Source organism: Streptomyces soli (assembly GCF_003999195.1).
GTDB classification, from domain to species: domain Bacteria; phylum Actinomycetota; class Actinomycetes; order Streptomycetales; family Streptomycetaceae; genus Actinacidiphila; species Actinacidiphila soli.
The window spans coordinates 1-12,844 of the sequence record NZ_RJVR01000089.1 but is presented as its reverse complement, the minus strand read 5'-3'; the positions used below and the strand labels follow the sequence as shown (position 1 = coordinate 12,844).

The 12,844-nt window shown below is 70.9% G+C and carries 7 protein-coding genes; all 7 read right to left on the bottom strand.

Annotated features, from left to right (window positions below; genetic code table 11):
* On the bottom strand, positions 1-1,300 hold a 1,300-nt coding region (locus EFK10_RS07370; RefSeq protein ID WP_206305345.1), incomplete at its 3' end, for a hypothetical protein.
* A 10-nt stretch (positions 1,301-1,310) separates the two neighbouring features.
* Positions 1,311-2,603, bottom strand: a complete 1,293-nt coding sequence (locus EFK10_RS07365) for a serine/threonine-protein kinase (protein WP_127354939.1) — start codon at positions 2,601-2,603, stop codon at positions 1,311-1,313.
* The gene (locus EFK10_RS07360; RefSeq protein WP_164835872.1) at positions 2,596-5,454 is read right to left on the bottom strand and encodes an AAA family ATPase; all 2,859 of its coding nucleotides are present in this window, start codon (positions 5,452-5,454) and stop codon (positions 2,596-2,598) included. The genes EFK10_RS07365 and EFK10_RS07360 overlap by 8 nt, the downstream gene beginning before the upstream one ends.
* Positions 5,455-6,271: 817 nt before the next feature.
* Entirely contained in the window at positions 6,272-6,664 is a 393-nt protein-coding gene (locus EFK10_RS07355) for a hypothetical protein (protein ID WP_127354937.1), read from the bottom strand.
* Entirely contained in the window at positions 6,664-8,985 is a 2,322-nt protein-coding gene (locus EFK10_RS07350) for a DUF4132 domain-containing protein (RefSeq protein WP_127354936.1), read from the bottom strand. The genes EFK10_RS07355 and EFK10_RS07350 overlap by 1 nt, the downstream gene beginning before the upstream one ends.
* Positions 8,982-11,495, bottom strand: a complete 2,514-nt coding sequence (locus tag EFK10_RS07345) for a DUF4132 domain-containing protein (protein WP_127354935.1) — start codon at positions 11,493-11,495, stop codon at positions 8,982-8,984. Before EFK10_RS07345 ends, EFK10_RS07350 begins: the two co-directional genes overlap by 4 nt.
* A gap of 157 nt (positions 11,496-11,652) precedes the next feature.
* The gene (locus EFK10_RS07340) at positions 11,653-12,234 is read right to left on the bottom strand and encodes a transposase (RefSeq protein ID WP_164835871.1); all 582 of its coding nucleotides are present in this window, start codon (positions 12,232-12,234) and stop codon (positions 11,653-11,655) included.
* Between the last annotated feature and the right edge of the window lie 610 nt (positions 12,235-12,844).

The following is a 12,844-nucleotide window of genomic DNA, read 5'->3' as shown; positions in this document are numbered from 1 at the left end:
CGCCTTCCGCGGGCAGGCCGGGCGCGGGCCGGTCCGGGGTGCCGGGCGGCCGCCGGCCCGCGGCCAGGTCGCGGCGGACCTGGGCGATCCGCTCGTAGCCGGGCGGGACCGCCGCTGCCGCGCGTTCCGCGTCGGTGCTGGGCACCGCGTCCGGCTCGCAGTCCAGCAGGAGACAGGCGAGCGCCCAGTCGTCCTGGTGCGGGGTCATCGTGCCGATGAGCAGCCACAGTCCGGCACGGTCGCCGGACAGCAGCTGCGACCAGGCGGCGTGGTAACGCCACTGCGGGAGGGCGGAGTCGTCCGACGTCAGGGGTACGAGGAGATCGCGGGCCCGCGCGGCGTCGCCGTCCAGGAGGTGCAGGCGGCCCAGGGCGTAGGTGGCCCAGGGGCCCGCCTCGCGGGTCAGGTCGTTTGTGACCAGCCGGTGGGCGGCCGGGGGAGGTGTGTCGGAGTCGGAGTCGAACCAGGCCAGTACCCGGGCGAGTTCCGCCGTCGCGGCGACGTGGGAGGCGGCCGTACGGGCCGCTTCGAGCGCCTCTTCCGGGATGGTCGCGGCCTGACGGGCCCGTATGCAGGTGGCCAGGACCCCGAGTAGCGCGGTCTCGTCGTGGGGGTCCGCCGTGCGGGCCGCGAGGAAGCTGTCCCGGGCCGCGTCGAGTTCCTCGGTGACGAACAACCGGTGGAGCCCGGCCGCGCGGTCCGCGCCCGGCAGTCCGGCCGCCGCCAGCACGGCCGCCTGCCGCAGCTGTTCCGGCTCCGAGGAGAAGTCCACCCGCAGCACATCGGTGGCCAGCGCGACGACCGCCTGGGGCCATGGCCCGGCCCGGCCCAGAAGGTCCGCGTAGACCTCCAGCCTGGGGGTGTCCCGCCTGCCGTCCCTGGCCAGTTCGTCCGCCAGTACGGCCCTGGCCTGGTCCTCGACCGACTCCGCCCAGTACAGCCGGGTCAGCAGTTCGTCGGCCTGCCACTGCTCGCCACGCCCGAGGCGCGCCGTGGCCAGCGGCCGAACCGCACGGTCGAGGGGGATCTCACCGGTTTCCGCGACGAGCCCGCCGAGCCTTTCCAGCGCTTCGAAGTCGGCCTCGGTGAGCAGCGGCCGGTATGGCTCTCCGACCATGGACCGTAAGAAGTCGGTCCACTGCGGAGCGGCTGCTTCGGGGTGTTTCTCCATCCGCTCCCAGACCTCGCGCAACCGCGCCAGGCCGCTCTTCGGGGCCGGGTCTTCGAGGGCCGCGATCCATTGCCTGCGCAGCCGCCCAGAGGGGCTGAGGAAGTCACCGAAGGATGATGGCGGGCTCATGCCGCTGTACTCACCCCCTGCACCTCTCGCGCCGCAGGAGATCCTCGAAGTGGGTCGCCTGATAGAGGTTCCCGGCCCGCCGGTAGGCGTCGGCCGTACGTGACAGCAGGGCACAGCGTTCCTGCCGGGTGCGCAGGAGGGCACTGTTGCGCACCAGCTGCCAGGCCTCGGCGAGCCGTCGCGCGGAGGTGGCCGGGTCGCCCTGCGCGTCGAGCAGGCGGGCGAGTTCGTTGAGCAGCGCCAGCCGCATGGCGGGCGGGAGATCCTTCGAACCGGAGTCCAGGCACGTGCGCAGGGTGTGGCAGGCGCCGGTCGGATCGCCGTCGGCGGCCTGCTTGCGGGCCTCCTCCAGCGCGCTCTCGCCGGGCGGTGGGCGACGGGTCCCGGCCTCGGCCTCGGCGAGCGCGTCCAGGAGTTCCGTCGCGCTGCGGAAGCGCCTGGCGGGATCGAACTCCAGGCAGCGCAGGACGACGGCGTCCGTCTCCGGCGTCACGGTGTTGTTCAGCCGTGACGGCGGGGCCGCCGGGGGGCCGTCCTTCTTCTGCTGGTACAGCCAGTCGCCGTGCAGCGCGTCGGGCAGGCCGGGCGGCGGTATGAGGTGCGCGAAGGGAAGCTCGCCGGTCAGCCCCTCGTACATCAGCACCCCGAGCGAGTACAGGTCGGAACCGGGCAGGCTCTGCCCCTGGGAGGTCTCGGGTGCCATGTACGTGAGGGTGCCGGCGACTCCGGGCACGGTTCCGGACTCCAGCAGCCTGGCGGCGAGGCCGAAGTCGATCAGCCGTACGGTCAGGTCTGAGCCCAGCAGGACGTTGTCCGGCTTGAGGTCCCGGTGCAGCAACGGCTGGTCCAGGGCGTGCAGTCCGCGCAACGCCACACAGATCTGCCGGGCCCAGTTGAAGAGCAGTTTGGCGGGGACCGTCTTCAGGCTCTCGAACTGGTCGGCCAGCGTGGTGCCCTGTACGAACTCCATCACCAGGAAGGCCCGGCCGCCGGCGTCGTGGGCGAGCCCCCCGTCGTACACGTGGACAAGGTGTCGGCGGGCCTCGGCGTCGGTCATCCCGTCCATCGCCTCGGCCAGCCGCAGAATGTCGGCGAACCGGTCCTGGGCGTCCGCCTCGGTCATCCCCGTCTCCCGGGAGATCTTGCAGGCGACCCGCCGGACGGGGCGGCCGAGGATGCGCTGCTCGCTGAGGAAGACCGCACCGAAGGCACCGCCGCCGATCCACTTGGTGAGCAGATAGCGGTCGTTGATCACCCGGCCCTCGAACGACCGCAGGTCGGCACCGGTTCCGCCGTCACTCATGGCCCGGTCCTGCCTCCTGCGCCGGCTTCGGCTCCGCGGCCGGGAGGAAGTGGACGTCCGTCCAGGGGCCGTCGGGTCCGCCGGGGTGGAAGTCGAGTTCGATGCGGGTGCACTGCCGGAACTCCTCTTCCCGGCGCTCCTGTTCGAGAAGGATAGGGTTCTCGATCAGGTCCGACAGGATCCTCGTGATGATGCGTCCGCCCTCCTTGCCACCCGACTTCTCGTTCAGCAGATGTCCCTGCCCGGCAGCGTAGTGGATCAGCGACTTGGGGACGATCAGTTCCTTCTCCCGTTTGTCCAGCCAGAATTCGCGCTGCCGGTCGACCAGTTTGCGGCAGATGCCGATCATCGCGTCCAGGTCCAGCGGGCGGAACACGATGATCCGGCGGATGCGCGCCACGAACTCGGGAGAGAAGACAGGGCCGCCCCGCGCACGGTTCCCGACCTGGAGCAACGCCTCTTTCACCGCGGCGGTGATCTCCTGGCCGGACCGGCCCTCCCGTGTCATCCGGGAGATGATCTCGTGGCCCGCGTTGCTGGTGAGGATGAAGATCGCCCGGTCGCCGTGGGCCTTGACGCCGCGCTGGTCGACGATCCAGCCCTCGTCGAAGAGGTTGAGGAAGGGCCGCCAGACCTCGGGGTGGGCCTTTTCCGCCTCGTCGAGCAGGAAGACGCAGTACGGGTCCGCGTTCAGCTCGTTGATGAGGCGGCCGCCGCGTTCGAAGCCGACGTATCCCGGTGGGGAGCCGATGATGCCCGACACGCTGTGTCCCTCGGAGAAGTTCTCCATGGGGTAGGTCTGCAGGCGCTTGGAGGAGGAGTAGAAACTCGCGACGGTCTTCGCCAGTTCGGTCTTGCCCGTCCCGGTCAGCCCGGCGAAGAGCATCACCGAAGCGGGGCCGCCGCTCGCACCGGCCAGGCCCGACTTGATGCGGCGCAGCTCGCTCGCGACGACCTCCACCGCTTCCCGCTGACCGAAGACGGAGGCGCCCAGCGCCTGTACGTAGTCGGTCCGCTCGCCGCCCGTGCCGGCGATCTGCCCGGCGGGCACGCCCGACACCTCGGCGATGACCCGCACCACGTCCTCGGTGTTCACGACGGCCCGGGTGTCGCCGAGCTGCGTACGGCGGTAGTCCAGGTCCTCGCAGGCCCGCCGGAGCACCTTGACGGCGGCGAGCGGCAACTGCTGGTTGAGGATGTAGTCCCCGGACATCACCACCGCCCGGTCGACGGCACGGTCGTCGACCTCGGTCCTGAACTCCGCTTCCAGTGCGTCCGCCGCCTGCCGGACCATGTCCCGCGCGGAGGCCCGGTCGGGCTCGGTCATGTCGATACGGGTGGTGAGTTCGCGCAGGACATGGTCGGCGGCCAACAGGTCGTCGTACTCCTGGCCGGACAGCACCCCGATGAGGTGGATCCGGCGTTCCTTCAGCGCGCTGCGCAGGGCCAGTACGTGGTCGGTGCCCCCGGGGCCGCGGAGCATGGCTCCGAGCCCGTCCAGGCACACGATGAGATCGGTACGCCCGGCCACGTGGGCGATGATCCTGGCGAGCTTGGCACCGCTCTCGGTGTCCGGTACGTCACGGCAGTCGACGCGCAGTAGGCGCTTGCGCCGCAGGAAGGGCAGCTCTCCGGCCGCCGCGCGCCTGGCCAGTTCGCGCACCAGAGTGGTGGTGCCGACCCCGGCGGGTCCGGTGATCAGCACATGGTTGTCGGTCGTACGGTGCAGGGCCCGGCCCAGGGCGTCGAAGTAGCCCTCCAGGTGCCGGGCGGGTGCGATCCCCTGGGTCCGCGCCAGCCAGGTGAGGTCCTCGGCAGGGGGTGATTCCGGCGGTAACCGGAAGGAAACCTCGCGCGGTCCCGAGGCGCGCGCCTCCCTGACGGCCTGGGCGAGCAGCTCACGCATGCGGGCGAGGTCCACCCGGAGCGGCTCCGCCTGGAACACCGACGCCAGCCTCGGCGGTGGATCCTCCAGCAGGGCATCGAGCAGATGCGGTGTGTCGACCAACTCGGCACCCCAGACCACGGCGGCCCGCTGGGCCCGCCGGAGCAGGGCGAGCAGCGGCTCTCCCAGGCCGTCACGGTGCAGTGGCGGCGCGTCCTTTCCGTGCTGTGACAGCCGGAAGGCGCCGCTCAGCATCTCCGCGACCTTCGCCAGGCCCAGTTGCGGTGGGAGCTGGAGCCGGACGAGCCGCTCGGTCAGCCCCTCCGTCTCGCCCAGCAGGGCGAGGAAACAGTGGGGTGGCAGCAGGCGGTCGTACCCCAGCTCACCCGCGCGTTCCGCCGCCTGCTCCAGAACCGCCCAGGCGTCCGCCGAGAACTCCTCGGAGCGCAACCGCCCGGCGTCGTCCAGCAGAGCGGGAGGCGGCTGGGTGCTGATGCGCACCTGGTCCCGCAGGGTCCGCGCCGCGGCCGCTGTGTCGAGAATCCGCAGGAACTGCCGGTCACCGGGGTCGGGATGGTCCAGCACACAGGCGATGAGCATTTCGAGGCAGACCGGGCGCAGCCGGTCCTGGTCCTCGGCGAACTCCGCCGCGAAGCGGTCGAGGGCGGCCAGCGTCTCGGGTGTGAAGCGCTCACGTTGTCCGTCGAAATCGAAATCCAGTCCGCCCTGGCTCCCCGGGTTGTACACCGAGATGGTTTCCAACAGATGCCGCAGCTGGGCACCTTCGGCGAGAGTGAGCGCGAGTACCGACAGAACTCCCTGGTCACCGGAGTCGATTGCGGCGTAGAGGATGTCACTCGGGCGGACCGTCCCCGAGCAGCGCTGGGTTGCGGCCGAGAGAATATCGATCGTGCGTTCGTCCGGAAGTGCGTGCGGAGTGAAGATTCCTTCCGAAAAAAGTGACAACACGACTGCATCCCCGTACCCGTTCCCGGCACACCATGTTCGCGGAGAATGCCGGAGCCGACGGCAACTTCCCCATTGCATTCATAGTTTGACACGGGTACGACAACGCCTGCCGCCATTGGGCAACATCATCCAGATCCACAGGTTCACAACATCCCAGGGTTACAGGGCTGTTGCGCAGTCTTTTGATCTTGGATCGCTGCTGGTCATCCGATCTAGAGGAGGTCGAGGGCTCAGGGCAGCCGCCCGGTATCCCGGCCGCCGGCCACCCGCCGGGACGGGCCATACCGCGGCCCCGGAGCAAAGGTCTAGGCGACGGTGCCGCCGCGCCGCCGTCACCGGCCCCAGCCACCGAGCGGTGGCCCGTCGGCTACGGATTTCGTGGCCGGGCCCCGGCCGATCCCGCTGACGCTCCGTCATGTCGATCCAGCGTCGATCCAGCAACGGTGCGGGTGACCAGGGGTGACGACAGGTGACGAGGCATCAGGATATCCAGCAGGGATCCAGCAACGGTTATGGCGACGGCCCTGAACAGGGCCGACCCCGTTTGACCTGTGTATTTGCCGGCTCGCCGCGTCGATGCTAACGCGGCCACTAAACGTTGAAGCGGAACGTCGACGCCTCCGCTGTCACCTGCGACGATCGCCGGATTCGGGCCCGGATCCAGCGTCGATCCAGCATGCGACCGGCCCATGCCGACGCCCATTCGGAACCTCTGCACCGTGGCTTTCGTAGCCGAGGAACCGGTAGATCGTAGTGGCCAGGTAGCCGGTATGTCCGGTCGGCTCAGCCTCGTCGGCTGACGCGCGCCGGTATCTCAGCCGCCGACGAGGGCGACGAGCTTGATGAATACCAGACCCGGATCGACAGTGAGATCCACAACTTCGTCGAGGTCCTCGACCTGGCGATCCCCTGCCAGCACGAAGAACCCGTTGGACAGGAACGCGCGCTCGGCGATCTCGGCCTGGCGCTCCCAGTCGATGCGGCGTGGCTCGCGGAGGCGGTAGCCGTTCAGCTCCGCCTCGGCGTCGTCAGGGCGGACGAGGCCGTTGAAGCGATCGCTCGGGCGAGCGTTGTACCGGGCGACCTCCTCGCGGACCCGGAGTCTGATCAGCTCCTGCACGGTCATCCGTTCCGGCAGCCCGGCGACCTCCAACTCGGCAACCGGCTTGCCCGTCGCGGTCTCGTCCCGGAACGTCACGGTGGCCATCAGACACCTCGGTTGATCTGCGTGAGGATGGACTCGTCGGTGATCTCGGTGTCGGCGGCAAGCAGGAACGCCTTGCTGAGGATCAGCGAGAGCCGGTCGTCCTCGAACGGCAAGAACACCGTGCCGTCGCCCTCGCGACGCGACGGGACGATGCACAGGTAGGCGTCGTCGGGCTCCATCAGAATGTTGGCCGAACCCAGATGGACCTTGTAGGTGCGGAGCCCGCCGCGGACGACCAGGAAGCGGCCGTCGAGCGAGCACCGGCCGGCGATCTTCAGACGCGGCAGTATCCGTTCCAGCGCCTCACGGCGCGCCTCGGCGCTCTCCGTCAGCTCGGCGAACCCGGCCCGCTCCCAGTAGGCGCGCTCGGGGCCCCGGTCGGTCCAGTCGGGATCGGCGGCGATCGAGGTCACCCCGACGAAGAGGTCCACGTCGCGCATCGCCTCGCTGAACACCAACGGTGGCACCTCGGCCAGCGGCACCTCCCGCCAGGCGCCCTCCACCCGGCGGGCGAACCTGACCTGATCAGTCGCGGCCAGCTCATGGTCGCCCGCCCAGTCCGCCAGGGCGTGGAAGAAGCGGACCTGCCATTCCCCCGCCGCCAGGGTCCGCACAGCCTCCTCCTCGTCTCCGCCGTCCCAGGGGCCGAGCAGACCGCTCGCCCACCCCCGCGCCCTGAACAGCGCGAACATCCTGCGGTAGTGGACGAGGTGCGCGGCGAAGCGGTTGGAGTAGACGCGGGTCTCCTCCTCAGCCGGGGTGAGGCGGTAGATCTCGCGGAACGCCTGCTTGAACGGCTGCCGGATCCGACGTTCGGTGAGCAGATCCCGCCAGGCCCGTATGGTGCCGGGGTCGGAGCGGATCGGGTGCCAGAGCCGTACGGAGGCGTCGTCGGGCGCGTCGGGGAGGTCCTCGGTCTCGGGCAGGACGGGCCGCCACTCGCCTGGGGCGACCTCGATCTCCCAGATCAGCCTGCGCACGACGGACCGGGCGAGCGGATGCCCGGCCAGCTCGACGCGCCACCAGCCGTACGGGTGGACGGCGTCGACGGTGAAACCGCCCTCCAACGCCCTTGCGAGCGTGCCGAGTTGGACGTTCACCCGCTTCACCAGGTCCCGCAGCTCCTTAACCAGCTCGCCGTGGTCGCGGCAGACCGGCGCGGGGACGGAGCGCAGCGGGCGGCCGTCCTTCTCCCAGGTCAGTACGGCGGTCCCGGCGACCGAGACGACGGCCGCGTATCCGCCGCCCGCCTCCCTGCACAGGCCGCTGGTGCCGTCGAATCCCAGCGTCGGAAACCGCAGCGCCACGTCGGTCCGCTCGGCCAGGGCCGCGTCGACCTTCTTGAGCATCTTGTCGAGCTGCTTGGGCACCCCGGCGTGCCGAACGGTCGTCCGCACGGTGCGTATCGCGGTCACCAGTTCGGGTGTCGGGAAGTCCTGCCCCGACCGGACCAGCTCGTACAGCAGCGCCGTCGACGGCAGGGTCTTGGCCGCCGTCGGGGCGAGCGAGATGCCGGGCAGCAGCCGGTCGAACAGCTCCGGCAGCCACGGCTCGTCGCGCAGCAGCGCCACCCGGGCGGCGTGCCCGAGCGCGAAGACCTCACGGGGCGTGAAGGCCTTGCCCGAACGGTAGGGGATCACACCCGCGTGGATCGCGTCGGCGCGGTCGGCCGCCGCTTCCAGCGCGCGGCGGGCGAACGCGGCGTAGGCGGGGACGTCGGCCAGCCTCCGCCAGGCGTCCGGGAGGGGCGGCGGCGAGGTGAACGAATAATCCCGGGCGGCCTCGGACAGCAGCACCCGTTCGGCAGGGGCGAGGCCGGAGATGACGGCGATCTCGTCCAGGGCGATGGGGCCCTCGTCACGGCCGAGACGCTCGGCGGCCGCGCGCAGGGAGCCGTCGTCCGCGAGCCCCGCCACTGCGAGCAGCGCGTACGGCTGGCGTACGTCGTCCTCGTCGAGGAGGAACTCGACGAGTGTGCGGGCGGGTTCGGCGAGGTCGGGCAACGGGCCCGTGCAGCGCACCAGTGAGCCGGCCCCCAGCGTGAGGTCCGCCCAGTTGCGGTCCTCCGTGCCCGCGACGAGTGCCTCGAACATTCGGCGGCACGCGTCGGGCGTGTAGCGCGGCTGCCGCTCCTTGCCGGCGTCCTCGACCGTGAAGCGGGCCCCCGTCGCCGTGGGCGTGGGGGAACGACCGAGACCGTAGGCCACCGGGAGAAGGTCGCCCAGCTCCTCGTCGGAGATCTGCGCCATGTCGGTGAGGCGGACGTCGTCCTGGTAGGACGGGTCGGTCAGCGCGCGCATCAGCCGTTCGGCGAGGTTCATCGGGTACCCCTCTTGATCTGGCGCAGGACGGTCTCGTCGGTGATCTTGGTGTCGGCGGCGAGCAGGAACGCCTTGCTGAGGATCAGCGAGAGCCGGTCGTCCTCGAACGGCAAGAACACCGTGCCGTCGCCCTTGCGACGCGACGGGACGATGCACAGGTAGGCGTCGTCGGGCTCCATCAGAATGTTGGCCGAGCCCAGATGGATCTTGTAAGTGCCCAGGTCGCCCCGGACCACCAGATAACGGCCGTTGAGGGAGCACCGGCCGGCGATCTTCAGACGCGGCAGTATCCGTTCCAGCGCCTCGCGGCGGACCTCCGCGCTCGCCGTCAGCTCACCGAACGTGGCCGTCCGCCAGTACGCGGCATAACGGTCCTCGCCCCGGTCGGCCCACTCGGGATCGGCCGCGATCGAGGTCACGCCCACGAACAGATCGACGTCCCGCATCGCCTCGCTGAACACCAGCGGCGGCACCTCGGCCAGCGGGACCTCCCGCCAGCGCCGGCCGTCCCGCCGCTCGAACCTGACCTGGTCCGTCGCGGCGTGATCGGGCGCGTAGTCGCTGCCGTCGTCCGCGGCAGGCTCGTGGTAGAAGCACGCCCGCCACTCGCCGTCGCCGAACTCGGCCCGGGCCTTCCCCTCGTAACCGCCGTCGTACCGGCCGAGGAAGTTGGCCTGCCATCCGCGTTCCTTGAACAGCGCGTAGAGCCGCCGGTAGTGGACGATGTGGGCGGCGAACCGGTTGGAGTAGACGCCGGTCTCCTCCTCCGCCGGAGTGAGCAGGTAGATCTCCCGGAACGCCTGTTTGAACGGCTGCCGCAGCCGCTCGGCGACGATCCGCGCCCGCCACGCCCTGATCTCGTCCATCGACGCCCGGATCGGATGCCACAACCGGACGCGCTCGGGCTCGCCGGACGGTTCGGTCATCGGCGCCACCGCGCGCCACACGCCGTCCGCGTCCTGGAACTCCCAGATCAGGCCGCGGACGAGGACGCCGGCGACCGGATGGTCGCGGTAGTAGCGGCACCACTCGTCGTACGGCCAGGCGCGCCCCGCTGACATCAGCGCCTCGACGCGGGCCCGTTCGCCCGACAGCGTGCCCCGCACCTCCTTGGTCAGGGCTTTCAGCTCCTTGAGCTCGTCCGGAAAGCCGTCCTTCACCGCCGCCGGGGCCGTACGGGACGTCCGCCCGTCGGGGCCCGTGAAGGTGAGCCGGACCGTCACCGCGTCCTCGATCGCCACCCGTGCTCGGTGTCCGCCCATTTCGCGTTCCAGCGAGCCGTCCGGCGCCAGGCCGTGGTCGGGCACGCTGCGCTCGATGAGCTGCCCCGCCGTGATGCCCTGCCGCCCGGCCGCCGTCACCAGCGCGGTGTCGAGCTGCTTGCGCAGAGCCCGGTGCTTGACCTGGGACTGCAGCCGCCACAGGGCCTCCAGGGCGGCCGAATCGCCGATCTCAGCCAGCGCGTTGATCGCCGCGCCCGCGAGCTTGAGGTCCTCGATCACGCCGGTTCCGTGGCCGCCGGTCCGCAGGGCGAGCGCGCCGAGGTACGGCACCGCGGCGGGGCCGCCGGTCAGCGCGCCCGCCCAGACGACGCCGCGCGCCAGGTCCCCGTCGCTGTGATGAACAACGTAGTGGTAGTGGTACTCGCCGTGGATCCAGCCGGTGTGCGGACCGCGTTCCCTGCTGCACAGCGGATCGTCCTCGGCCAGCGCCCGGAGGATCTCGGCCACGAGGTCGTGCGCCGACGCCGCGTCCGCGAGCGCGAGGCACGTCCGCCGCCACCGCTGCGCGGGACGCGGGCCCGGCAGGCTCGCCAGGTGCCGTACGAAGTTGGCCAGTTCTGGCGTCGGCGACGTGTTCGCACGGTCGCGCAGCGGGGCGGCCCAAGGGGCGTACGGGGGTATCAGTCCCTCGGGGATGCGCGCCTCCTCCACGCTCGCGAGCAGCGCACGGAGGCGCTTGGCGAGCGACCCGCGCAGGTGCGTCCCGACATCGGCGTTCATGAGCTCCGCATGGGCGTGCCGCAGCCAGGGCGCGACCGCACGGCGGCCGTCGGCGCCGAGCCGCTCGGCGGCGTTCAGCGCCAACCCCAGCGATTCGGCGAACCAGAAGCCCATGTCGTACTCGGTGACGCGGAGCAGCATCACCGCGACCTCGTCCGGCGTCCAGCCGCGCATCCGCGATGTCAGGGTCCCGATCTGGGTGCGGTACTGCCAAAAGCCCGTGCCGTCGAAGCGGGCGGCCAGCATGAGGCACAGGGCCGCGGCCCTGCCCTCCTCATCCGCGCAGGCCGCGAGCCGCCCGTCGATCTCGGCCTGGGTCGCCGCGCACGTCGCCTGGAGTCGCTCGTACCACTCCTGCCCCCGCCACGTGGAAGCGTCCCACCTGGACTCCATCCGCTGACGTTCCAGCAGGTCGACGAGCCAGCGGACGCGGTCCAGCGCGGCAGACCTCACGTCGTCGAGCGAGTCGTTCCTTCGGGATTCGGCCACCAGGGCGTCGTAGAGCATGGAGGGGATGATGGCAGGCCGGACCGACAAGACGATCAACCCGAAACCCCCCGCGCCTGTTCATGTGATATCCGGGTCCAACCGGCGACGCCCCGGAGGTGGGTCCACGCACGGCACCGGGGGCGCGAGCCGCGTTCCGCGTACCCCGCCGAAGGCGTCAACCTGCGTCACGGCCGCCCGGCCGCCCACGCGCGACAGCCCGTACCGCGACCCCGGGGCGGCGGTCGCAGGCGCCTTTCTGCATCGCTGGCAACTGGCGGCCAGCCAGCACGTCGACGGTGGCAAGGAAGCCGCCGGCACGAGAGCCGAGGAGCTTGCCGGCAGTCACGTCCCGCGGCACACAGCCGAATGTTTGGGGCCTGGGGGTCGGCCTCAACCGGGTGGTGAACCGTGCGCGTGAACGGAAACCGCCGTCGCGGCCGTAGACCTCATCAGCGGCCAGCCAGGTGCCCGTAGGGAGCTGGGGAAGGATCCGGTCGATCATGGTCTCGGCGAGGCGGGGCTTTGTGGCGAAGCAGGCAGTCTCGGGTACCTGTGCGGCCACACGCCGCTCGCGGTCGTCTGCCCAGGCGCGGGGCAGGTAGATCTCCCGGTCGATCAGAGCTGCCCCACGGCTGGTGGCCCAGGCGGCGAACACGCCGACCTGGCAGGGAAACACACCGCCGAGGCTGCCGCCAACGACCAGGTGTCCGCCAGGCTGTTGAGCGTCGATGAGGCCGTACGCGCCGTTCTCGACCACGCCGCGGGGGGCATGGACGGGCGAACCCGCCCGGGTTCGCGTCCGGCGAGCGCACGGGCCCGGGCCAGCCATGCATCGCGGTCAAACCCGAGGGCCACCTCGGGCGGGTAGTGGGCGAGGGCCAGCGCCCGGGCGCCGGTGAAGTGCTGGCGCTCGTCGATCTCCACGATCTGGCACCGTCCGTCAGCGCACGTTAGGACGACGTCCAGGCGCCGGCGCTCCCGTGGGGGTGCCATAGGCTGCAGTTCCAGGCCGGTGAGGGCCGTGTAGACGGCGCATACCGCCGGCCAGGTTCCGGCGCAGTCGGCCCGGCCGCAGCAGCCAGTTGGGGCAGGTCTCAGCGGCCAGGTCGGCGCGCACGGTGCGGCGGAGCAGGCGCGTCATGGCGGCCTGGGGGCGTTCGGTCACGAAGTCGGCTCCGGGGCGTCGGCAAAGGGGGCGGCGTAGCGGGACAGGCGCCAAGTTCCGGCGCAACGCAACGACAAGCACCGGCAAGCAGCCCCCACGCACCACCTGACCGGAAAACTCAACGGTCAGATGGGTGCGGCGGGATAGCCCCGCGACGCTCGTTGTTTGTCGGGGGCTGTTTCGGTGCTGGGGTTGGCTGTCA

Excerpts from the sequence above, each read along its gene's own strand:
- EFK10_RS07365 (WP_127354939.1), bottom strand. The coding sequence starts at position 2,603 with ATGAGTGACGGCGGAACCGGTGCCGACCTGCGGTCGTTCGAGGGCCGG.
- EFK10_RS07355 (WP_127354937.1), bottom strand. The coding sequence starts at position 6,664 with ATGGCCACCGTGACGTTCCGGGACGAGACCGCGACGGGCAAGCCGGTT.
- EFK10_RS07350 (WP_127354936.1), bottom strand. The coding sequence starts at position 8,985 with ATGAACCTCGCCGAACGGCTGATGCGCGCGCTGACCGACCCGTCCTAC.
- EFK10_RS07345 (WP_127354935.1), bottom strand. The coding sequence starts at position 11,495 with ATGCTCTACGACGCCCTGGTGGCCGAATCCCGAAGGAACGACTCGCTC.